Here is a 22,203-nt window from a genome sequence, read left to right as displayed (position 1 = left end):
TCGCCCGGATCGAGGAGATGGTCATGACGCGCTGGAGCCGACGGGACATGGCCAAGCTGTTCACGCTCGCCGCCTGCGGCTGCGCCATGGGCCAGGACCGGGCCGGTGAAGGGCATCCGGCCGTGAACCTGGACGGATTGAAGTTCAGGAGCGGGGCGGTGCCGCAGGTGCGGGAGGCCCGCTTCTGGGAGCCGCTGGGCGACCGGAAAGTGCGCTGCAAGCTCTGTCCCCACGAGTGCGTGGTGGCCGACCAGGAGCGCGGCACCTGCGGCGTGCGTGAGAACCGGGGCGGGAAGTACTACACGCTGGCTTATGGCCAGGTCTGCTCCACCCACATCGATCCCATTGAGAAGAAGCCCCTGTTCCACTACCTGCCGGGCACCTCGGCGCTGTCCATTGCCACCTCCGGCTGCAATATGGAATGCCAGTACTGCCAGAACTGGCAGATCTCCCAGTTCCGGCCGGAGCAGGTGCCTAGCGTGGATCTGCCGCCGACGCGCGTGGCGGCGCTGGCGCGCCAGTACGCCAGTCCCACCGTCGCCTACACGTACTCCGAACCGGTGGTGTTCTATGAGTATATGTACGACGTGGCCGCGGAAGCCCGCAAGCTCGGGATCGGCAGTGTCATGATCTCCAACGGATACATCCAGATCGAGCCGCTGCGCAAGCTCATCCCGGTGCTCTCGGCCATCAAGGTGGATTTCAAGGGCTTCTCCGAGAACTTCTACGCCAAGGTGTGCCGCGGACATCTCAAGCCGGTCCTCGACGCCCTGGCGGCGATCGCCGCAGCCGGCATCTGGCTGGAACTGGTGACGCTGGTGATCCCGACGCTCAATGACAACTTGGAGGAAAACCGCAAGATGTTCCGCTGGATCCGCCAGAATCTCGGCGACCAGGTCCCGCTGCATTTGACGCGTTTTCACCCCATGTACAAGCTCCAGAATCTGCCGCCCACGCCGGTGGCCACGCTGGAAAAGCTCAGTGCCGAAGCACGTCAGGTCGGCCTGAAGTTCGTTTACGTGGGCAATGTCTACGGCCATCCCGAGGAGAGCACGCGCTGCCCCTCCTGCAACCGGATGCTCATCCAGCGGGTGGGCTTCGAGATCGTCCAGAACGCATTGAAGGACGGGCGCTGCCCCTCGTGCCAGACGCGCCTGCCGGGAGTGTTCAGCCGATGATCGTCACGTTAAAATATCACCGCCACACGGTCACCGGCAAGCTGCCGGACCGGCGCTTCCAAGTGGCGGCGCTTCCCCCCATGGAAACGGCACCCAATCTGGCGGGACACTTCGTCGAGGCCTGCGACCGTCCGATGGATAGTCCGTCCCTCGCCGCGTTTCTCGCCGGCCGCCGCCGCCCACTGCTCGTGGTCTCCGACGCTACCCGTAGGACAGGCTCGGAAATCATCCTGGATGCTCTGTCAAAATACTTTAAATACTACAATATAAAATACGAAGAAATAAGGATAATCATCGCGACTGGCATCCATCGTCCACCGACGCCGGGGGAGATCCGGCGGCTGGTGCCGACCACGGCATTCCCAGGGGCGAATATCCTCGTGCACGACGCCGAGGACGACGAACAACTGGCGGATTTCGGACGCACTCCCTCCGGCAACACCATCCGGTTGAACCGGGCGGTGGCGGAGGCCGACGCGATCGTGGTGATCGGCGGAATCGGTTTTCACTACTTTGCCGGTTTCACCGGGGGAAGAAAAAGCCTGCTGCCCGGCCTGGCCGCCAAGACCACCATCACATTCAACCACAACCTGGTTTTCAAACCCGACGGCTCCGGACGTCACCCCGGCGTCGGCACCGCCGTCCTGAACGGCAACCCGGTCCACGAGGACATGGTGGCGGCGCTGCGGCTGGTGGGCTTGGAGCGCGTGTTTGCGATCAACGCCCTGACCACCGCCGCCGGCGCCGTGGCCCAGTGCGTTTGCGGCCACGCCATCGCCTCGCACGAAGAAGCGTGCCGACGCTACCTGGCGCGGCACACTATCCCGCTGGACGAACCGGCGGACGTGGTCATCGTGAGCGCCGGCGGCCACCCGCGCGATATCAACCTCATCCAGTCTCACAAGGCCATTGAGATGGCACGGCATGCGCTCCGACCGGGCGGAACCATGGTGGTCCTTGCCGCCTGTCCGGAAGGGATGGGGCACCCCACCTTCTTCCCCTGGTTCCGATTTCGGAGCGAGCGGGAATTCCGCGAGGAACTCATCCGCAACTACGTCATCAACGGCCAGACCGCTCTGGCCCTGTTCGAAAAGGCCAGGCGGTATCACATCCACCTGATCTCGGAGCTGCCGACAGAGCAGGTGTCGGCGACGGGTCTCGTACCGGCGGCTTCGCTGGCGGCAGCCTTGAAAACCGCGCTGCACGGACTGCCCGAGGGGTATCGTGGACTGGTGGTGCCCGAAGGCGCCCTGACGTTTTTCGCCGCCGGAGCGCGCGCATGACCCTGCCCAGACCGTTCACTCACGCGTTGCGCCACCTGCTGGGTTCCGAGCACGTGGCCGACGCCCCCGAGACGCTGATCTGTTACTCGCTGGACGCCATGAACGAGCCGGCGCCCGAAGGACCGGAGCTGGTGGTGTTCCCGCCGGACGAATCGGCAGTGGCCGGCGTCATGGCGCTGTGTCAGCACCATCGGATACCGGTGACGCCGCGCGGCGCCGGTGTCGGGATGACCGGCGGCTGCGTTCCCGCCTGCGGCGGCATCGTGATGGCCATGACCCGGCTGAACCGGATCCTGGAAATCGACACCGACAATCTGGTGGCCGTCGTCGAACCGGGCGTCGTCACTCAGCACCTTCAGGACGCCGTCAAGCCTTTCGGTCTGTTCTATCCACCCGATCCGGCCAGCGCCAACACCTCGACGCTGGGCGGCAATGTGGCCGAATGCGCAGGCGGTCTGAGCGCGGTGAAATACGGTGTCACCAAACACTACGTGCTCGGTGCGCGCTTCGTCCTCCCGGACGGGACTGTCTGTTCCGCCGGCGGCAAGATGGTCAAGAACGTGGTGGGGTACGACCTCCTGGGGCTGTTGGTGGGTTCGGAGGGAACGCTGGCGGTCATCACCCAGCTCACCCTCAAACTGCTGCCGCTCCCCGAGGTGCGCCGGACCCTTCTCATCGCCTTCGCATCGGTGGAGGACGCGGGCGCCGCCGTGGCCGGCATCATCCGCGCGCGGATCATCCCCACGGCGCTGGAGCTGATGGACCGGCCATCCATCCGGGCGGTGGAGGCCGTCCTGCACTACGGCATACCCACCGACGCCGAGGCGCTGCTCCTCGTGGAGATCGACGGCAAACCTGGTGACGTCGAGGCGGATTTCATCCGGCTGCTGGACCAGGTCAAGGCGCACGGCGGGCAAATTGCGCTGGAGGCGACCGACGCCGCCCAGCGGGAGCGCATCTGGGAATTCCGTCGCACCATCTCGCCCGCTATCACCCGCCTCAAGAGCCTCAAGATCAACGAGGACATCGTCGTCCCGCGAAGCGAGATGCCACGCATCCTGCGCCGGATTGAGGAGATTGCCGCGCGGTTCCAGGTGACCATCGTTTGCTACGGGCACGCCGGCGACGGCAATCTCCACGTGAACCTGCTGGCCGAGCGGCAGGACCGCGACGAGGTGAAACGGGCGCTGGAAGCCGTCGAGGAAATTTTCAAAGCCAGCGTGGCGCTGGGCGGCGCCATCAGCGGCGAGCACGGCATCGGACTGGCAAAAAAACGGTACATCCGCTACAATCTGGCGCCGGACGTTCTGGCGCTGACCCGGCGGATCAAGCAGGCCTTCGATCCCGCCGGCATCCTCAATCCCGGCAAAATATTCCCCGACGAGTCCTGACCGGCACATGGACCACAAGACCGTTTACTGTCCCAAGTTCAAGCATTTCAAGGACACGCTGGTCTGCCGGCTGAACTGTCCGTCGGCTCGCCGCTGCCGCGTGTTCCAGGATTTTCTGCGCGCCAACGCCGACGCATTCACGGCGCGGCTCGACGCCTACCTGATCCGGCATCCGGGGCGGTACGAGCGACAATTCTATCTGGAGGTGTTACGCGTGGTGAAAGAAGACGTGTATCTGGTGATCGACACGGCCGGCAAGCCGGTCATGATCAAGAAGGCCGAAATCCTGCAGCGGGCGGAGAAAGGGGAACGCTTCCCCCACATCTACAAGATCTCCAGTGAAATGGAACTGCGCTACCAGCTGGTACCCAAGCAGGCGAAGCAGGGGCGCCGCAAGGCTGAGCGCCCTGCTGCGTCCAAGGCTTGAGGCGGGCGCGACTCCGCTTCCACGGGCGAATATTTCGGAACGGCTGCCGACCTCCGAACGGCTGTCCGGGATCGCTGCAGGCATTGGTTCCGCTCAGCGGACATCCTGAATGAGTTTCAGGAAAGGTTCCGCCGCCACGAAGCCGGTGACACGGGGCGCGGCGAGGAGCCGGCCCTGTGAATCATGGAACGCCACCACCGGCAATCCGACAATTCCATAGGTGGATTTGTAGTGGGCATCGTGGGGGGAGGGCCGGGTCATGTCCACTTTTACCACGACGAACCGACGGAGCTCGGCCTGAACCTTCGGATCGGACCAGGTGTACAGATCCAGTTCCTTGCAGGCGGCGCACCAGTCGGCGTAAAAGTCAACCATCACCGGTTTCCCCGACTCTTGGGCGGCCGCCAGGGCCGTGTCGAGGTCGTGCAGCCAGGCCACGCCGGCTTCGTTGCCGACACCGCCCGTGCGGGGCGGTTCAGCCGGGCGGATGGCGCCCATAACGAAGGCGAACGCGCCCACCGTCAGGGCGGCGATGGCGAAGCTCTTGTGCAGAATCTGGCGCCAACTGGCCCCGTGCAGGTCATGCCGCAGCCCGCGTGACAGGAACCCGATGACTACGAGCAGCGGGCCGGCCAGCAGGAGGGCGTCGCGGCTGAGGAAATTGAGCTGCAGAGACGGCACGATGTCTTTGAGGAAATAGAGGCCCACGGTGAACATCGCCGCCCCGAAGATACCCTTGACGATCTCCATCCAGGCGCCGGATTTGGGGATCTTCTGGATGAGGGTGGAGAAGGTGCCCAGCACCATGAAGATCAAACCGAATCCGATGGAGTACGTGTACAAGAGCAGGAAGCCAAGCAGCGCGTCGCGCGTGGTGGCCACGTAGGCCAGCACGCCCGCCAGCGCCGGTCCTGTGCAGGGCGCCGCGATCACGCCGGACACGAGCCCCATGGTGAAGGCACCCACGAAACCCTTGCCGCCCACCTGCGCGGCCCTCGTCTGTACCGACGAGGGGAGGTTGAACTGGAACACGCCCGCCATGAACAGGCCCAGGACGAAGAACAGGGCCACGATGGCGCCCACGATCCACGGATTGCTCATGTGCTGGCCGAACACGGCACCTGACAAGGCCGCGGCGACGCCGAGCACCGAGTAGATCATGGCAATCCCCTGCACGTACACCAGCGACAGCAGGAAGCCCTTCAACTTGGTCTCGGCGCCGCGGGCGCCGAACACGCTTACCGTGATTGGAATGACGGGGTAGACGCACGGGGTGAAGCTCAGGCCGATCCCGTAGACGAAGATGAACAGGAACGCCAGCAGATGGCTCTGGCCGATCATGTCCCGGATGGTGTCGGCCTCGGACGGCGCGGTGGTCTCAGGGGATGGCGAGGTCGGCGCGGGAGCCGGCTTCGGCAGATCCGTCTCCTGAATGGCGGGGCTGGCCGGCGACGCCACCGCAACCGAAGGGTCGGGTTCACGGGACGGCACCGGCTGGGTTGCCGGGGGTGCTTGCGCCCGGTTTGACGCCGGGCCGACTGTAACCACGATTTCGGCTTCCAGCTTGGTCGTGGCGGGCAGATAGCAGATCAGCTTGGAACAGCCCTGGTAGTCCACGGTGACCGTGATCAGGCCGCGCGCCGGCGATCTGTCGCCGGCGGTCAGGGAGATGGGGAACCGATTGGTGCCCTCGTAAATCTCCCGTTCCATGTCGCTCGCCGGGTCGAATTTGATGTGGGGCGGTGGAAAGACCGCCGCGCCCAGTTCCACGCCGGCCGGCCCGGCGGCCTTGATCGCCAACATGTCTTTGTAAAGATAATAACCGTCATCAGTCCGGATCTCGAGAACCAGCTGGGCGTCGGCGCCCCGGCTCAGCGATAGTATTTCCGGAATGAGTTTGAAATGAAAATAGTTTTCGGCTTGCGCCGGGCTGTACAGGCCGGACGCGACGAGGAGCATGGCACCGGTGATGAGACAGCGGGCGATCATTCGTTCTCCTTAGGGGCTGGGGTGGCGGCCAGATGTTTCTCCGCCTCGGTCTTCAGGGCGGACAGCCGTTGGACGAAGTCTTTCATGTTCGGATCCGCGAGGTAACCCTTGGCGAACTCGACGGCATTGCGCCAGTCTTTCTTCCGGATCAGAGTGTCCACGAAGCGCCACTTGGCCTCGGCAAAATCAGGCTTGTATTTGACCGCTTCGCGAAAGCGCATGATCGCGGCGTCGTACTGCTTCCGCTTGACGTAGTAGCAGGCCACCTCAAACGCCCGTTCCGCCTTGATGGGATCGGGTTCGACCGTCTCATCCGCGGGGATTTCCATATCCGGCTGCTGCGTCTGATCGTCTCGAATAAGCACGGGTGCGGGTTTGCGCGACTTGTCGTCCTGGCCGGCCTGCGGATCGGCCGGCAGCGGGAGACAAAGTCCGGCGGCAAACATCAGCAACGCGAATATTCTAACTTGGACCGTCATCGCCGCACCTTCTACCCGGTTGGGATGCCGAAAACCGTCCAGAGTTTAACGAAACCCGGCCTCCGGCGCAAGTAGGGAAGACAAGGCGCACTGCCATTTTTGTGGTACAATGCGCCCCATGAATCTGTTCGATGATCCCAACCTGGTGTTCGCCGTCGTCTATTTGAACGGTCCTCGGGAGAAATACTGGGGCATTCTCTACCGGAACACATCCGTGGGAATCTGGCTGACCGGAACCGACTTGAGCACTGTGCAGGACTGGCTGGATCGGGGCGGGCCGGCGGATGACCCCCTGCCGCTCCTGACCACCACCTTCTTCCCGATGCACCGGGTGGAGAAAATCGCTCTGGACGAAGGCACCCGTAGTGTCGCATCCATCCGCGACGCCCTGATGGCCAGGCTGGGTAATGCCGTTGCCGAGTTGCTGCCCGGATCGTTCCACCTGCCGGGCGAAGTCCAGTGAACCACCGGACCACGAGGTGATCCATGATCAAGCAGTTCCTGAAAAAAAACTGGAAGTCGCTGGCGATCTGGTCCGGTGTCGGGGGTCTGGCCGTGGGCGGCGCCGTCTACGCCTATAAGAAAGGTTACGTCGGCAACCCAAATCCGGCGGAGCCCCTGCCTGACGACGCCGAGGAGCTGACGCTCGAAACCCACCCCTTCGACATCCAAGTGGGCGAGGCGGTGGCCTTGGCCCGCTGTGTCTACCACCTGCAGCGCACCCGGTTCCGGATCTGGAGCGTGCTGGAGGAGCAATCCGCAGGCCATCCGGTGTTCTTCGTCACCCCGACCCAGTACGTCACGGATCCGGCCGGGGTGGAGCGCACCAGTAAGATGGACTCGTTCTATGCCGCCGTGGGGATCCCCCGGTATCTCAAACGCCGTGACCTGTTGGATCACCTGCGTCAGGACAGCCAGTTGGTGTTCTACCTTTGCCTCGTGGGCGGCGGGAACCACGCAGTGCCCACCGGTGACAAGGTGCTGAGCCGCGGTCGGCTCAAGGCATGGGCGGTTGTGGCGGCGGCGCCGGCTACTGTGCCAAGCTCAGGCTGATCCGCTTCCGCTCGGTGTCCACTCCGACCACCTTCACCGTGATCCGTTGACCCACTGCACACACGTCGTACGGGTTCTTGACCTTGCGGCCCATCCGCGAAACATGGACGAGACCGTCGTGATGAACGCCAATGTCCACGAACGCCCCGAAATCGGTGACGTTGGTAACGATGCCGGACAGAACGAGACCTTCCTTGAGATCGGTGATGTCCCGGTAGTCGGTCTCGAACTCGAAGCTGGCGGCCTCGCACCGGGGATCGCGCCCCGGTTTGCGAAGTTCGGCGACGATGTCCCGCAGGGTGGGCAGTCCGACCTCGTCGGAACAGTAGCGCTCCAAATCGATCCGCTGGACGAGCTCGTCGCTGCCAATGAGCGCGCTGACGGAAACGCCCAAATCCGCGGCCATCCGCTCCACGATGGCGTAGCTTTCGGGGTGGACCGCGGAGGCGTCGAGAGGGTTGGCGGCGCCGCGGATGCGCAGGAAACCTGCCGCCTGCTGGAACGTCTTCTCGCCGAGGCGGGGGATCTGCCGCAGCTCGTCCCGCGACGTGAACGGGCCTTCCTGAAAGCGGCGTTCCACAATGGCCTTAGCCAGGGCCGGCGTGACGCCCGAGACGTACGCCAGCAGCGACGTGGAGGCGCTGTTGAGCTCCACGCCCACCTGGTTGACCACGAACTGGATCACTTCGGCCAGCTTGTTCCGTAGTTTGCGCTGGTTCACGTCGTGTTGGTACTGGCCGACACCGATGGACTTGGGATCCACCTTGACCAGCTCGGCCAAGGGGTCCTGGAAGCGCCGGGCGATGGAGATCGCGCCGCGGACCGTCACGTCGAGGTCGGGGAATTCCGTTCGGGCCGCTTCGGAAGCCGAGTAGACGGATGCCCCGGATTCGTTGACCACGACGATCTTGACAGTCCCTTCCAACTCGTATTTTTTAAGCATCTCCCGCACGAACAGGAACGTCTCGCGTGACGCGGTCCCGTTACCGATGGCGATGACCTCGACCGCGTGGGTCTTGATGAGGGGCAGAAGCGCCGCTTCCGCTTCCTGAACCCGATGATGGGGTTCCACCGGGTGGACGGTCGTTTCCTCCAGGAACTTGCCGGTCCGGTCCACGACCGCGACCTTGCAGCCCGTGCGGAAGCCTGGATCCATGCCCATCACCACCTTGTCGCCGCCGGGCGGCAGCATCAGCAAGTTGCGCAGGTTCTTTTCGAACACGAGGATGGCCTCGTCATCCGCCTTGCCCTTGATCTCGAGCAGCAGTTCGAGGGCGATGGACGGGAGCATCAGCCGGCTGTAGGCGTCCACCAGCGCCTCGGTCAGCAGGGGCGCGAAGTAGGATTGCGGGTCGGTGATCCAAAATTTCCCCAGCACTTCGAGGATGCGTTCATCGGGACCTGACAGTTCGATGCTGAGCACGCCCTCCTTCTCGCCTCGTCGCATGGCCAGAAAGCGATGCGATGGCACCGTGCGAAGCGGTTCACTGTGGTCGTAATACATCTCGAACTTGGTGCGCTCCTCGGGGGCGTCCTTCTTGAGCCGGGAGGCGATCAGACCCTCGGCGGCGTAGATCCGGCGGATGAACTTGCGGTAGTCGGCGTTTTCCGAGATGTCTTCAGCCAGGATGTCCTGGGCGCCCTGCAACGCGTCCTGAATATTGGTCACGCCGCGCGCCTCGCACAGGTAGGGCGCGCAAATGGTGGCGATGTCGGCCTCCGGATCGCGGTAGACCCGGATGAACGCCGCCAGGGGCTCCAGCCCTTTCTCCCGGGCGATAGTGGCGCGGGTGCGCCGCTTGGGCCGGTAGGGGAGGTAAAGGTCCTCGAGCTCCTGCTTCTTCATGCACTTGAGGATCTTGTCCTGAAGCTCCGGGGTGAGTTTGCCGGCCTTGTCAATGGTTTCGAGAATCGTTTTTTTCCGCTCTTCGAGTTCGGTCAGATACTGGTGGCGGTCGCGCACCGACTGAATCTGAACCTCGTCCATCTCGCCGGTTTTTTCCTTGCGATACCGGGCGATGAACGGAATAGTGCACCCTTCGTTGAGGAGCTGGATGGTGTTTTCAATCTGGAAGGGCTTCAGCTGGTCGAACTCGGCGATCAGGTAGTCCACAATGCGTGCTTTCATACGATCAAACCCGTTGTGTGAAGATTTGTGAAATCCTCTGCCCAGGCCTTGTGCATGCCGTCAGCGGGCGCCGGCAACGGGAGCCCGCTCCAGGATGAACACGTGGCCGGACAGGAAATCGCTGACCCAGACTCGACCGCGGGGGTCGGTCCGGATCCGGCTGATATCGAAGATGGCGTCGCCGAAACGGCCGTCCAGGTAGAACGCCACGTTGCGTGAATCCATGCGGGCGTCACCGAACGGGTACTGGAAACGGTAAATCGTTTGGAACGAACGGGTCGCCGGATCGAACGCGAGGATATCCAGCGCGTCCGGCCCGTGCGCGGTCAGGATGGCGGTGTCGCCGAAGCCGGCCAGGTTGTCGGGTCGCCCGTCGACGGGCACCGCGATCTCCGTGGCGGCCAGGGTGTGCCGGTTCACGAGGCTCAACGACCGACCGGCGTGATTCAGGACCAGGAGCCAGTCGCCGGTGATGGCCAGCCGGAGCGGCTGTTCGCCGGCGGCGATGCGACGGCCGGCGAATCCGTCCTTGTCGATGACGTGGACCGCCCGGTCGCCGAAATCGGCCACGTAGATGCGGCGGTCGTCGAAGGCGCAGTCGGCGGGAGTCGGACCGGTGTGCAGGCGATGGAGCGTCTTGCCGGACCGGGCCTCCACGATGTAGAACGAGCCGTGTCCGTCGTCGGTTTCCGCATCGCGAGCCACATACAGCCAGTCCCGCGCCGGGTCGTGGCGCAGGAACCGGGGCGTGTTTTCTCGTTCGTATTCGCCCTCCAGTTCCACCCGGAACTGGGGAGAAAACTCGCGTACCGTATCGGGCAGGACGGTGATGAACTGCTTCTCCTTGCCCCAGCAGTTCTGCAGCAGGTGGACGGCCCCGTTCCGGTCCAGCGCCATCTCATGGACCTGACGGGGCAGGCGGCGGTCGTCGAACGTCATGTCTTCGGTGCGGATGCGCAGCAGGCCGTTTTTAGCGCCCCAGATGTACACCACCGGCCAGTATGACTGGTGGGGACCGTAGGCCACGTAGACGTCGCCGCCGGGAGCCGGACCGGCGCTGGTGGGGTAGGTGCAGGGCAGAGCGTGCAGGCAGTAGCTGCCGTCGGGGAAGACCTCGGCAAGCTCATCCTCGGAGTTCACCACCAGCATGGCGCCGCGCGCTTCGGACCAGGTCAGATCCACCGGTGCCCAGCCTGTCCGCACCTTGGCGACGGTGCCGGTGTCGGGATCCAGGACGGTGAGCGCCGCTCCGAATGAGCCGTTCACCGCGGTCGCCCCGATGGGGATATAGAGGCGCCGGCTCACCGGATTCCAAGCCAGGCCAAACATGTGGGGGATGACGCCCATGTCCTTGTACCGGCGTTCCAACCGGCGTTCCACAAGGTCGATCCGGTCCACCTCGCCGTAGGCCCAGCTGGCCACGTACAGCTTGCCGCCCTCGGCGTCCAGGGCGACGGCGTCGTTGCCGAAAGCGGGCAGAGGCACTTCCGTGACCGTGCCGGCCGCCTTGAAGTCGATCACGTGCAGTACCGGGTCATTGTCGTAGGCGATGTACAATTCGTCGCGGCCGGGACTGCAGGTGATGCCTACTCCTTCGGCCAGACCCGGGAGGGGCACGACCTGCTCGCCGGCGGCATCGGTCCGGATCCGAGCGGCCTGCATGACCTTGCGCTGGGCAGTTTCCGTCACCAGGTAGAGGGTGTGAGCCGCAGGATCGTATCCGCCCAGGTGCCAGCGTCCGCCGGCGGTCAGCGGCAGGTCGCGCCGAGGACCCAACTGACCGCTCTGCGGGTCCACCAGGTACATCGCCGCGGCGGCGCCGTCCACGGCGACGAAGCGGCCGAGCTGCGGATCGGCCACAACCTTGCGGACGGGCGGGGGCGGGGTCATGTTCAGGTTGCCGAACGGCTCGATGCCCGAAGCCCAGCGGATCCGGCGGACGCTGCCGTCGGCTGGATCGGCCAGCACCAGGTCCTCGCTGGCCCGGCTGGCCAGCAAGGCGCGACCGGAGGTCGCGTCGACGGCCAGCGACTCATATTGCTCGCCGGTGTTCAGGGTGACAGCGGATGCCCGTCCCGGCGGCAGCACATGCAGCGACCGCTCGCCGATCACATAGATGGCTCCGTCGCGGGGATTGACGGCGAGCGCCTCGCTCTTCAGCCACTGGGGCACGCGGTTGCCGATGGGCAGGTTGCGGACGGCGTGGGTCGCACCGTCGATGACGGACACCGACGCGGTGAGCGTATTGGCCAGCACGATCCGGTTACGCGGCGGATCGGCGCACAGCAGGAGCGGCCCGGCGCCGTTGATGTCCAGCTTCAGCGTGTCCAGCAGATCCACTGCGGTGATACGGAACGAATCCGCCGCGGCCACCGTCACCGCCAGCGCGATCATCAGAACCAAACCTGCCGCCATCCGTTTCATGGCCAACCCTCGACAGCTTCGCCTGAGATGAATGTCAAGTGTATCAAGACGCCACTTAAAGATCAACGTGGAAGGCGCGCCGCTCCAGCCAGTGGTCGGCCAGGACCAGCCGCGTCATCGCCGCCACAACCGGGACTACCCGGAGCGCAATGCAGGGATCGTGGCGGCCCTTCACCGTCACGGTGGCCGGCTCGCCGGTGACGGTGATGCTCGCCTGCGGACGGGCGATGCTGCTGGTGGGTTTGAAGGCCACCTGGAACACGATCGTCTCGCCGTTGGAAATGCCGCCCTGGATGCCGCCCGAATGGTTGGTCGTCGTGCGCACCCGGCCGTCCCGCATGATGAATGGGTCGTTGTGCTCCGAGCCGCGCATGCGGGATGCGGCGAAGCCTGTCCCGAACTCGACCCCGCGGCAGGCGGGGATGCTGAGCATCGCCTTGGCCAGATCGGCGGTCAGCTTGTCGAATACCGGGTCGCCCAGTCCGGCCGGGACGCCGCGGACCGCCACGACGATCCGGCCGCCCACGGAGTCCCCCTCGGCGCGCACCGCCTCGATCCGCTCGGCGATGGCCGCCGACGCCCGGGGATCGGCGCAGAAGACGGGGCTCGCATACACGTCGGTCTCGGAGACGGTGTTCGGATCAATCGCCGCTTCGATCGTTTCCACCGACCGGACACTGGCCACCACTTCAATCCCGCCCGCCCGGCGCAGCAGCTTGCCGGCCACGGCGCCGGCGGCGACCCGACCCACCGTTTCACGGCCCGAGGCGCGGCCGCTTCCGCGCGGATCGCGGATACCGTAGCGGGCCAGGTAGGTGTAATCCGCGTGGGACGGGCGCAGGATGTGCTGGAGCTCAGCATAGTCCTCGCTTCGGGCCGCCCGGTTGCGCACCAGCAGCAGGATCGGCGTACCCAGGGTCAAGCCGTCGTGGACGCCGGACAGGATCTCCACCGCGTCTGGTTCCGGGCGGGGAGACGTGTGGGGCAGGCCGGGACGGCGGCGTGAAAGCTCCACCTGTATCTCCTCGGCCGTGATGGGCAGACGAGACGGGCAGCCGTCCACGACGCAGCCCATGGCCGGGCCGTGTGATTCGCCGAACGTGGTGACCCGGAAAATCCGGCCGAACGAGCTGCTCATGTGATCTCACCTCGGTGGGGGGAAAATCCGGCCGTGAGCCGGTCCAGGACATCAAAAAAACCTGGATACGACACGGCGGCTGACTCGGCGCCGCGGATGCGGGTGATGCCGACGGCGGCCAGCGCCGCCACGGCGAACGCCATGGCCACGCGGTGATCGCCGGCCGCGTCCACGTCGGCGCCGTGAAGCGGAGAGCCGCCCTCGATGGAAAAACCGTCCGGATGCTCCTCGACACCGGCTCCGAGGCGCCGCAACCCGGTTGCCATGGCGGCGATCCGGTCGGACTCCTTGACCCGCAGCTCAGCGGCGCCGCGAACCGATGTCTCTCCCTGGGCCACGGCGGCCAACGCAGCCAGGAGCGGCAATTCGTCGATGAGCAGAGGAACGTCCGCCGGGTCGACCCGGACAGCCCGAAGATCCGCGCCGCGTACGGTCAGCGTGCCGCCGGGCTCCCAGGGGTCCGGTGCATCCGGCGACCAGGCGATCTCGGCTCCCATTCGTTCCAGGTAGCGGAAGAAGAGGGTACGCGTGGGGTTGAGCCCCACCCGGTGGATCCGCACCGTCGCACCGGGGATCACAGCGGCGGCTCCCGCCAGGAACGCCGCCCCGGACGGGTCGCCGGGGATCCGCATCTCGAACGCTGGGATTCGGTCAACGGGACGCACGTGCAGCTCTAGGTTGTTGCTCTTTAGCGGCAGGCCCAGCCGGAAGAACAGCCTTTCGGTATGGTCACGGGAGAGGACGGGCACGCGGCAGCGCGTGACCCCCGCCGCACCCAGCCCGGCCAGGAGCACCGCTGATTTGACCTGGGCGCTGGGCGTCTGAAGCACCACGCGGCCGCCGCGGAGCGAACGCCCGGCGATGTGGACGGGCGGGAAACCTCGCGTGGTGCTCACGCAGGCCCCCAAGGCGTTCAACGGTTCCGCCACCCGCTCCATGGGACGGCGTCGCAGTGAGGCGTCGCCGTCGAGAATCGAATCGAACGGCTGTCGGGCCAGGATACCCGCCAACAGGCGCATGGTGGTTCCGGAGTTGGCGGCATAAAGGCTCCGGGCCGGCGCCCGGAGAGCCCCCAGGCCGAGTCCATCAATCCTCAGGTGACCATGACGCAGCTGGATCCCGACTCCCAGCGCACGCAGACACTCTATGGTCGCCTGGCAATCGGCGCTTCGCGAAGGAGATCGGATGAGGGACGTCCCATCGGCTTCGGCGGCCAGCAGCAGCGCGCGGTGCGTGACCGATTTGTCGGGTGGTGCGAACACCTCGCCTACGAAAGGCTGCTTGATCCCGGTGATGACGCGCATTAATTAAGTTTCCAAATTCTGCCGGCCGGATCATCCCATTGCGCCGGAGTGTTGGAGCCAATCTACGTCCAAGTATCTGTAATTGCAACAATATTCGGACGGGTCCGAAATGAAGAGTCACGTCGCATTCGGTTCCGTGATGAAATCACTACACATGTAACAGAATTGAAATAATAAAATTTCGTACGGCTGGATTAATACCATACTCCATGCACAGATGCGTTGTGATCTTTGTCACATTCTATTTTGTCGAGGTTAGCCCATGAACCATTCGCTTCGTTCCGTTTGCCTCTGTGTGGCACTGGTGGCCTTCACGATGGCTGTCTTCGCCGGGACCGTCATCCACCGGGAGCCGATGACGAGACAGGCGGAGCAGCCGGTCCACGTTGAAACATTCAGCGAGCGGTCTCCGGGACACCTGGATGTGGACAAGTACTTTCTCGAACAGGCCGAGCGCTACGACCGTCTGGTGGCTGAACAGGCCGCCATCCGCCTGGGCGCCATCATCCGGGTGCTGGTGACCGACGAGGAACTTCAGGCCGTTGACAATTACATCTGTGAGACATGCGCAGGCGACGACACCAACGCGTCCCGCAAGGAGCGGGTGGGCGTCGTGAAACCGACGGGCGTTCGAGCGGACTTTTCCCGCTTCTCCCCGCGGGCCGTCTCCCGCAACGGCGGCATCGGCGCCAACGGTGCCGTCCGCTGGATGACGGACGGCGGATTCGTCTGGACCGCCCAGGTCGTGTCAGATGGCGCGGTCGCCCTGCGCATTCATCTGTCCGACTTCTCACTGCCCGAGGGCGCCGAGCTGTACATCTATAATATGGATGGCGAAGCCTTCGGACCGTACACCGGACGCGGTCCCTCCGACACCGGCGATTTCTGGACCAATTCGGTGAGCGGCTCCGCCGCCTTCCTGCAACTCCGCCTGTACGGCCGCATCTCGATGGAGGATATCCAGGCCGTCAATTTCACCGTTGCCGACGTCGCCCACCTGGGCCATAAATTCCTCCTCCCGTTCCTGCAGCGGCTGGACACGTTCCCGGACAAGAGCTTCTGCTCGTTCAATGCCGCCTGCGTGCAGGATGCGACGTGCTACAGCTCAAGCGACTATGCGCACATCGAGGAAGCCCGCGATGCCGTGGCTCATATGCTGTTTGTGTCCGGGGCATACATGTATATGTGCTCCGGCGGTTTGCTGGCTGACACCGACCCCTCCACCCAGATTCCCTATTTCCTCACCGCCAACCACTGCATCAGCCGTTCCAGTGAAGCCGCCAGCCTGGAATGCTATTGGCAGTTCCGGACGTCTACCTGCCGGAGCGCCTGCTACGATCCGGTGGGTGAAGTGCCTCGCACCCTGGGTGCGTCCATCCTCAGCACAAACAAAACCGGCGATTACACCCTGATGCAGTTGAGCCAGAATCCTCCGGCCGGCAGCGTGTTCCTCGGCTGGAACAGCACGCCGATAGCGAATACCAACGGTGCGGCCCTGTACCGGATCTCTCATCCGCAGGGAGCGCCTCAGGCGTTTTCCACCCACACGGTGAACACCAGCGCCGGCACCTGCCGCAGCTGGCCCCGTGGGAGCTGGATCTACAGCCGCGACGTGATCGGCGCCACCGAAGGCGGCAGCAGCGGCTCGCCGGTGCTCAATGCCAGCGGCCAGGTGGTGGGGCAACTCTCCGGCGCGTGCGGCACCAACCTGAACGATGTCTGCGACGAGATCAACAACGCCACCGTGGACGGTGCTTTCGCCTCCTATTTCAACAGCGTGTCTCAGTGGCTCAATGCATCATCGGGCAACGGTTCCAAGATGCATGTCCAGTCCATCGTCCTGACAACCAAGAAGAAGGGCTCCAAGTACACGGGCGTGGCCACGGTGACCATCGTCGACGCCAGCGGCAGCCCGGTTGCCGGCGCCACAGTCGCCGGAGCCTTCTCCGACTGGTTCACCACCAGCGCCAGCGCCGTGACCAACTCCTCCGGAGTCGCCGTCATCTCGAGCGCGTCGAAAACCGGAATCGGCGGTTTCGGTTTCTGCGTGAACACCGTGTCCCTGACCGGCTGGACCTACGACACGGCCGCCAACGCCGAGACCTGCGACGACTACTGAACCATCATCGCCTCGAGCGGTTTCCACACCACAACGCGGGACGGATCATCCGTCCCGCGTTGTGGTTTACGTGGAGTGGTACAAGCGGCGCTGACTATTCGTGCTTGCCGCTGACCGGTCGGATCTTGCTGGTGTACAGGTAGCGCTTGATCTTGCGGGTGGTCGTCTTCTCGAACTCCTCCCACTGGACGGTGAAGCGCTGAACCCGCTTGTAGTTGGCCAGGCGGCTGCACTGTTTTTGGACTTCCTGCTTGAGGATCTCCTCAACCTCGTGCTCGCTGATTTTCTTGCCCTGCTTCGTCAGGTACTGGTCGAAGTAGGCGATGTCCGGCACGATGATGGCGTGGACCTCCTCACAGTACTTATGAGCGTCAGGTCCCTCCCAGACCAGTGATTCCAGGATGAACGGACTGCGGTTGAGCTGGTACTCGATCTCCTCCGGATAGACATTCTTGCCGTTGGCGGTGACGATGACCGCCTTCTTGCGCCCTTGAATGAACAGGAATCCGTCCGCGTCGATGAATCCGAGGTCACCGGTATGGAACCACCCGTCGACGATCACCTCGGCCGTGGCTTCAGGATTGTTGTAGTAACCGAGCATCACCATGGGGCCGCGAACACAGATCTCGCCGTTGTCGATCTTGAATTCTGCGCCCGGCAAAGGCAGGCCGGCGGAATCATCCTTGAAGTTATGGACACGATTGAGGGTGATGACGGGTGACGTCTCCGTCAGGCCGTAACCCTGGATGACGGTGAGGCCGAGCTCCCGCAACCCCCGGGTGATCTCGGGGGAGATCGCGGCGCCGCCGCTGATGAGCAGTTTCAGGCGGCCGCCGAACCGCTCGTGCAGCGCCTTGAACACCTGGCGGCGGATGTTCTTGTGGAACAGCCGCTCGGTGAATGAAGCGATGCCCTTGCCGATGCGGAACTTGGTCATGCCCTTCTCGGCGATCCGCTCCATGATCCTGCGGTAGATGGCGTCGTAGAGCAGGGGCACGCCCAGCAGGATGGTGGCGTGGACCTCCTGCAGGTTATCCGGAATGCGCTTGAGGTTTTCAGCGAACGCCACGGTCATGCCGTGGGAAACCGGGCCCAGAAATCCGCAAGTGCATTCATAGGTGTGGTGCAGGGGCAGGACGCTGAGGAAGACTTCGGGATGGCGGATGGGAATGACCTGGAGCATGGCGCGGAGGTCGGCGATGATGTTGCTCTGGCTGAGCATCACACCCTTGGACGTGCCGGTGGTGCCGGATGTGAAGAGGATGCAGGTGGGCAGGTCGGGTTCGATCACGGTGTAGGGATAATCGGAGGCATCCTTGTCGAACAGGCGACTGCCGTCATGAAGAATGTCCGTGAATTTCAGCACCATGGAGTTTTCCGCCCGGTCGTCCATGTTGATGATATGGCGCAGGTGGGGCAGAGAGCCGGTCATCTCCAGCACCATGTCCACGTACTTCTGGGAGCCGACGAAAATCTCCGTCTGGGTGGTGTAGAGGATGTGGAAAAATTCCTGACTCTTCAACTCCTTGTCGATGGGGACGCAGACGGCGTTGCCGCATGCGACCGCAAGATAAGTGATGCACCAATTGATGCGGTTCTCCGAAGCGAATGCCACATTCATCTGCCGATTCATGCCCAGGCTTCGCAGGCCGCAGCCCAGTGACATCACGGAATAGAAAAGTTTGTTGAACGTCGTGGGCCGCCATTCGTTGTCCACCTTCTCCATGAAAGCGGGATGCGTGCCCCACTTTTGGCGGCTGTTGAGGAGCATTTCCCGGAAATCTTTGAACGGCTCGACGGGATAGAACTTGTCTTCCAGTTTGCGCACCTTGAACCTCATCGGGCCGAGTTTTCTATATTCTACCAGAACTACCGCGTTTCGCAATTCAGCAGATGCGGGGCAGCTGCTCACCGACGAGCATGTCAAGCACCCGCCCGCCGCCGATCGCTGTCCGAAGAGTGACGGTGGGTCGGTCCGGGCAGTCGAGCACGCGGCCGATCATGGCGGCGGCGGTCCCCAGCGGGTGGCTTCGGAGCAGTGCAAGCGCCGGTCCGGCACATTCCTCGGGCAGGCAGAATACCACCTTGCCTTCGTTGGCGAGATAGAGCGGATCGAAGCCGAAGATCTCCGCCGCTCCGAACACCGCCGGTCGAACGGGCACCGACTCTTCGTCGACCTCGATGCGGACGGACGCTGCCGACGCGATTTCGTTCAAGACCGTGGCCAGACCGCCGCGGGTGGGATCGCGCATCGCATGCACGGGCAGACCGGCCTGGAACAGCGGATCGATCAGGGTGAACAACGGTGCGCAGTCCGACCGGACTTCCTCCGATACCTGGAAACCTTCGCGAGCCAGCATGACGGCGATGCCGTGGTCGCCCACAGGCCCATTGATCAACACGGCGTCGCCGGGGCGGGCGCGCCGGGCGCCGACCTCTCGCCCCGGCGGCAGGAGACCAACACCGGCGGTGTTGATGAACACTTTGTCGCCCTTGCCCCGTGGCACCACTTTGGTGTCCCCCGCCACGACGGGGACGCCGGCCTCGAGCGCCGCCGCCCGCATGGATTCCAGAATGCGGCGCAGATCGGCGAGCGGCAGGCCTTCTTCGAGGATGAAGCCGGCGGTCAGGGCCAGAGGCCGCGCGCCGCTCACCGCGAGGTCGTTGACGGTGCCACACACCGCGAGCCGGCCGATATCCCCGCCGGGAAAGAACAGCGGGTCCACGACGTACGAATCGGTAGTCAGCGCCAGTCGGGCACCGTCCGCGTCAACGGGTGCGCTGTCCTCCAGCAGATTTAGGGCGGGATTGGCGAAAGCCGGCAGGAAATACTCCGTCACCAGGCGGTGCGACATCTGGCCGCCGCTGCCGTGTGCCAGCAGCACGATGTCGGTGGGTGACTGGTCATTCATGGCCGGTCGGCTCATCCGCGAGGATGTCACCCAGTTGCCGGAACAATTCGAGGGTGCGCATGGCTTCCTCCTCGTCCAGCCGTTCGATGGCGAAGCCGGCATGGACGATCACGTAATCGCCCACGGCGGCGTCGGGCAGCAGCATCAGGCTGACTTCCCGGCTGATCCCGCCGATCTCGGCGATGCAGCGGTCGGCTGCCGGGATCGAGACGATCTGCATCGGGACTGCTACACACATGGTTCCTCCCACCCGGTCACATGGCGCTCCGCGGCAACCGCCAGCTGCCCCAGGGCGATGCCGCCGTCATTGCAGGGCACGAGGTGGTGCAGGAGGACACGGAGTCCGGCGTCCTGCAATTCGGTGCTGAGCCGGCTGAGGAGCCACAGATTCTGGAAGACACCCCCGGAGAGAGCAACCGTGGCGATCCCGCGTTCGGCGGACAACCGGCGGCACAGGTCGGTGAACAGCCGGACGAGGCCGTGGTGGAAACGCGCACTGATTCTGCCGGCGGAGACCCCGGCGCACACGTCGTCCGTGGCGGCGCGCACCGCCGGCGCGATTTCAATGACGCCGTCGGCGCACGGGAACGGGTACGGCGGCCCGTCATCCGCTTCGTCGCAGAGCATCTCGAACTCCATGGCCGCCTGGCCTTCGAAAGTCACGCGCTGTCGGGCACCGGACAGCGCGGCGAATCCGTCGAAGAGACGTCCACAGCTCGATGTCTCCGGGGAATTCATCCGCCGTTCGAGCATCTGGACCACCAGCCGCAGATTGTCCGGCGCGATATCGGAAAGGAAGGGGAGCGGAAGCTCGCTGAAACCGGGGCCCAGCGCATGATGCAAGTAGCTGACGGCCATCCGCCACGGTTCCCGGATGGCCCGGCTTCCGCCGGGCATGGCGACTTCGCGGAAATGACCGACACGTTCGTAATCGCGCAGGTCGGCCACCAGCACCTCACCGCCCCAGATTCGACCGTCGGGACCGTAGCCGGTGCCGTCGAGTGCCAGGCCGATTACCGGTCCGCGCTCGCCGTTCTCCGCCAGGCAGGCGGCGATGTGGGCGTGATGATGCTGGATGCCGTAGAGCGGCAGTTCACCCCGCCGGTTCTTGGCATACTTGGTGGACAGGTACTCGGGATGCAGGTCATAGGCCATGAGCGCGGGGGTGATATCGAACAGCTCCTGCATCCGCTGGATGGCCTGCTCGAAACTGGCGCTGACCTCCGCATTCTCCAGGTCGCCGATGTGCTGGCTCAGGAACACGTGTTCCCCGCGATTGACGGCGATGGTGTTTTTGAGCTCGGCGCCCACCGCCAGCACGCTGGGATAACTGGTGAGCAGCTTGATCGGTGCCGGCGCATAGCCACGGGAGCGTCGGATGAAATAGATCCGGTTCCGAAAGCTGCGGCAGACCGAGTCGTCGTTGCGAACGAGGATGTCCCGGTTGTGCACCAGGAAATAATCGGCGATCGGCGCCAGGATCTCAGCCGCGTGACGATTTTCGATGATGATCGGTTCCTCGGAAAAGTTCCCGCTGGTCATGACCAGCCAGGGCGCGTCGCTATCGGCGAACAACAGGTGGTGGATGGGCGTATAGGGTAGCATCACCCCGAGATCGCGGTTGCCGGGTGCGATCGCAGTCGCCAGCGGGCCGCCGGGACGCTTGGGCAACAGCAGGACGGGGCGCTGCGGGGAGCGGAGCAGCACCTCCGCATCCGGTGTCAGCTCCACGATCTCGCGCAGCGCCGCCAGCGAGGCACCCATCAGGGCAAACGGCTTTTCGTCGCGCCGCTTGCGCCGCCGGAGCGTCTGCACCGCCTCTTCGTTGCGTGCATCCACGGCCAGGTGAAAGCCGCCGATTCCCTTGACGGCGACGATGCGGCCGTCGCTGAGCTGCCGACCGGCCAACTCGATGGGGTCGTGGCAGGGGATGAACAGCCCCTGGTTGTCCCAGAGCTCGACGCGCGGTCCGCAGCTCCAGCAGGCGTTGGGCTGGGCGTGAAACCGCCGGTTGGTCGGGTCCCGGTACTCGGCCTCGCACGCCGGACACATGGTGAAACGGTCCATGGTGGTGGCCGGCCGGTCATACGGCAGCCGGTGGATGATCGTGTAGCGGGGACCGCAGTTCGTACAGTTGATGAAGGGGAAGCGGTGTCGCCGATCGCCGGGGTCCATCAGTTCCCGCAGGCAGTCGGCGCAGGTCGCCACATCCGGGCTGACGAGAGTGGTCGCGGCGCCTTCTTTCGAGCTGGCTACGATTTCGAATCCGGAGCCACCCAGGAGCGGTGCGTCAGCCCACTCCAGGTGATCCACCAGCGCCAGCGGCGGCGCCTCGGCCGGGATGCGGTCCACAAAAGTCGTCAGATCGTCGGTCGCTC

17 protein-coding genes are annotated in these 22,203 nt (G+C 64.4%); 7 read left to right on the top strand and 10 right to left on the bottom strand.

Annotated features, from left to right (window positions below; genetic code table 11):
* The first annotated feature begins 167 nt into the window (after window positions 1–167).
* Genes amrS through GX414_10840 form a run of 4 tightly spaced genes read left to right on the top strand, consistent with a single transcriptional unit; the run spans window position 168 to window position 4,279 of the window.
* On the top strand, window positions 168–1,178 hold the full coding sequence (gene amrS / locus GX414_10855; protein NLI47593.1) for an AmmeMemoRadiSam system radical SAM enzyme: 1,011 nt from the start codon (window positions 168–170) through the stop codon (window positions 1,176–1,178).
* Complete coding sequence (larA, locus tag GX414_10850; protein NLI47592.1) at window positions 1,175–2,461, top strand: nickel-dependent lactate racemase; 1,287 nt, start codon at window positions 1,175–1,177, stop codon at window positions 2,459–2,461. The genes amrS and larA overlap by 4 nt, the downstream gene beginning before the upstream one ends.
* Window positions 2,458–3,852 carry an FAD-binding protein gene (locus GX414_10845; protein NLI47591.1) on the top strand — a complete coding sequence of 465 codons (1,395 nt, stop codon included), beginning with the start codon at window positions 2,458–2,460 and terminating at the stop codon, window positions 3,850–3,852. The genes larA and GX414_10845 overlap by 4 nt, the downstream gene beginning before the upstream one ends.
* Before the next feature lie 7 nt (window positions 3,853–3,859).
* Complete coding sequence (locus GX414_10840; GenBank protein ID NLI47590.1) at window positions 3,860–4,279, top strand: hypothetical protein; 420 nt, start codon at window positions 3,860–3,862, stop codon at window positions 4,277–4,279.
* A gap of 93 nt (window positions 4,280–4,372) precedes the next feature.
* Here GX414_10840 and dsbD read toward each other — a convergent pair whose 3' ends face one another.
* Together dsbD and GX414_10830 are read right to left on the bottom strand one after the other, a co-directional pair.
* Window positions 4,373–6,268 carry a protein-disulfide reductase DsbD gene (dsbD, locus tag GX414_10835; GenBank protein ID NLI47589.1) on the bottom strand — a complete coding sequence of 632 codons (1,896 nt, stop codon included), beginning with the start codon at window positions 6,266–6,268 and terminating at the stop codon, window positions 4,373–4,375.
* Window positions 6,265–6,747, bottom strand: coding sequence for a hypothetical protein (locus GX414_10830; GenBank protein NLI47588.1), 483 nt, complete (start codon window positions 6,745–6,747; stop codon window positions 6,265–6,267). Before GX414_10830 ends, dsbD begins: the two co-directional genes overlap by 4 nt.
* 118 nt (window positions 6,748–6,865) lie before the next feature.
* On the opposite strand from GX414_10830, the gene GX414_10825 reads away from it, so the two are divergent.
* Together GX414_10825 and GX414_10820 are read left to right on the top strand one after the other, a co-directional pair.
* Window positions 6,866–7,210 carry a hypothetical protein gene (locus GX414_10825; GenBank protein ID NLI47587.1) on the top strand — a complete coding sequence of 115 codons (345 nt, stop codon included), beginning with the start codon at window positions 6,866–6,868 and terminating at the stop codon, window positions 7,208–7,210.
* A 23-nt stretch (window positions 7,211–7,233) separates the two neighbouring features.
* Window positions 7,234–7,800, top strand: coding sequence for a hypothetical protein (locus tag GX414_10820; protein NLI47586.1), 567 nt, complete (start codon window positions 7,234–7,236; stop codon window positions 7,798–7,800).
* On the opposite strand, the gene GX414_10815 is transcribed toward GX414_10820, so the two are convergent.
* From GX414_10815 to aroA, 4 genes are read right to left on the bottom strand one after another with little or no spacing between them, the layout of a single operon-like run.
* Window positions 7,778–9,928 carry an RNA-binding transcriptional accessory protein gene (locus GX414_10815; GenBank protein ID NLI47585.1) on the bottom strand — a complete coding sequence of 717 codons (2,151 nt, stop codon included), beginning with the start codon at window positions 9,926–9,928 and terminating at the stop codon, window positions 7,778–7,780. The two genes, GX414_10820 and GX414_10815, sit on opposite strands and share 23 nt — an antisense overlap.
* Window positions 9,929–9,988: 60 nt before the next feature.
* Window positions 9,989–12,352, bottom strand: coding sequence for a hypothetical protein (locus GX414_10810; GenBank protein ID NLI47584.1), 2,364 nt, complete (start codon window positions 12,350–12,352; stop codon window positions 9,989–9,991).
* A 55-nt stretch (window positions 12,353–12,407) separates the two neighbouring features.
* Window positions 12,408–13,490, bottom strand: a complete 1,083-nt coding sequence (gene aroC, locus GX414_10805; protein ID NLI47583.1) for a chorismate synthase — start codon at window positions 13,488–13,490, stop codon at window positions 12,408–12,410.
* Window positions 13,487–14,794, bottom strand: a complete 1,308-nt coding sequence (gene aroA, locus GX414_10800; GenBank protein ID NLI47582.1) for a 3-phosphoshikimate 1-carboxyvinyltransferase — start codon at window positions 14,792–14,794, stop codon at window positions 13,487–13,489. The genes aroC and aroA overlap by 4 nt, the downstream gene beginning before the upstream one ends.
* A gap of 262 nt (window positions 14,795–15,056) precedes the next feature.
* Here aroA and GX414_10795 point away from each other — a divergent pair, with 262 nt between their 5' ends.
* The gene (locus GX414_10795) at window positions 15,057–16,913 is read left to right on the top strand and encodes a hypothetical protein (GenBank protein ID NLI47581.1); all 1,857 of its coding nucleotides are present in this window, start codon (window positions 15,057–15,059) and stop codon (window positions 16,911–16,913) included.
* A 94-nt stretch (window positions 16,914–17,007) separates the two neighbouring features.
* On the opposite strand, the gene GX414_10790 is transcribed toward GX414_10795, so the two are convergent.
* The 4 genes from GX414_10790 to hypF all read right to left on the bottom strand — a co-directional run.
* Window positions 17,008–18,741 carry an AMP-binding protein gene (locus tag GX414_10790; protein NLI47580.1) on the bottom strand — a complete coding sequence of 578 codons (1,734 nt, stop codon included), beginning with the start codon at window positions 18,739–18,741 and terminating at the stop codon, window positions 17,008–17,010.
* A 58-nt stretch (window positions 18,742–18,799) separates the two neighbouring features.
* The gene (gene hypE, locus GX414_10785; GenBank protein ID NLI47579.1) at window positions 18,800–19,840 is read right to left on the bottom strand and encodes a hydrogenase expression/formation protein HypE; all 1,041 of its coding nucleotides are present in this window, start codon (window positions 19,838–19,840) and stop codon (window positions 18,800–18,802) included.
* Window positions 19,818–20,063 (bottom strand): HypC/HybG/HupF family hydrogenase formation chaperone, encoded by a 246-nt coding sequence (locus GX414_10780; protein NLI47578.1) that lies wholly within the window; start codon window positions 20,061–20,063, stop codon window positions 19,818–19,820. The genes hypE and GX414_10780 overlap by 23 nt, the downstream gene beginning before the upstream one ends.
* On the bottom strand, window positions 20,054–22,203 hold a 2,150-nt coding region (gene hypF / locus GX414_10775), incomplete at its 5' end, for a carbamoyltransferase HypF (protein ID NLI47577.1). The genes GX414_10780 and hypF, both read right to left, overlap by 10 nt.

The organism is Acidobacteriota bacterium, from assembly GCA_012517875.1.
Taxonomy (GTDB): domain Bacteria; phylum Acidobacteriota; class JAAYUB01; order JAAYUB01; family JAAYUB01; genus JAAYUB01.
The sequence above is the reverse complement of the archived record's forward strand: the minus strand, read 5'-3'. Positions and strand labels throughout refer to the sequence as shown.

What these genes read in the sequence shown, in the direction of transcription:
- larA (NLI47592.1), top strand. Translation starts at nt 1,175, where the DNA reads ATGATCGTCACGTTAAAATATCACCGCCACACGGTCACCGGCAAGCTG.
- GX414_10845 (NLI47591.1), top strand. Translation starts at nt 2,458, where the DNA reads ATGACCCTGCCCAGACCGTTCACTCACGCGTTGCGCCACCTGCTGGGT.
- GX414_10840 (NLI47590.1), top strand. Translation starts at nt 3,860, where the DNA reads ATGGACCACAAGACCGTTTACTGTCCCAAGTTCAAGCATTTCAAGGAC.
- dsbD (NLI47589.1), bottom strand. Translation starts at nt 6,268, where the DNA reads ATGATCGCCCGCTGTCTCATCACCGGTGCCATGCTCCTCGTCGCGTCC.
- GX414_10830 (NLI47588.1), bottom strand. Translation starts at nt 6,747, where the DNA reads ATGACGGTCCAAGTTAGAATATTCGCGTTGCTGATGTTTGCCGCCGGA.
- GX414_10825 (NLI47587.1), top strand. Translation starts at nt 6,866, where the DNA reads ATGAATCTGTTCGATGATCCCAACCTGGTGTTCGCCGTCGTCTATTTG.
- GX414_10820 (NLI47586.1), top strand. Translation starts at nt 7,234, where the DNA reads ATGATCAAGCAGTTCCTGAAAAAAAACTGGAAGTCGCTGGCGATCTGG.
- GX414_10815 (NLI47585.1), bottom strand. Translation starts at nt 9,928, where the DNA reads ATGAAAGCACGCATTGTGGACTACCTGATCGCCGAGTTCGACCAGCTG.
- GX414_10810 (NLI47584.1), bottom strand. Translation starts at nt 12,352, where the DNA reads ATGAAACGGATGGCGGCAGGTTTGGTTCTGATGATCGCGCTGGCGGTG.
- aroC (NLI47583.1), bottom strand. Translation starts at nt 13,490, where the DNA reads ATGAGCAGCTCGTTCGGCCGGATTTTCCGGGTCACCACGTTCGGCGAA.
- aroA (NLI47582.1), bottom strand. Translation starts at nt 14,794, where the DNA reads ATGCGCGTCATCACCGGGATCAAGCAGCCTTTCGTAGGCGAGGTGTTC.
- GX414_10795 (NLI47581.1), top strand. Translation starts at nt 15,057, where the DNA reads ATGAACCATTCGCTTCGTTCCGTTTGCCTCTGTGTGGCACTGGTGGCC.
- hypE (NLI47579.1), bottom strand. Translation starts at nt 19,840, where the DNA reads ATGAGCCGACCGGCCATGAATGACCAGTCACCCACCGACATCGTGCTG.
- GX414_10780 (NLI47578.1), bottom strand. Translation starts at nt 20,063, where the DNA reads ATGTGTGTAGCAGTCCCGATGCAGATCGTCTCGATCCCGGCAGCCGAC.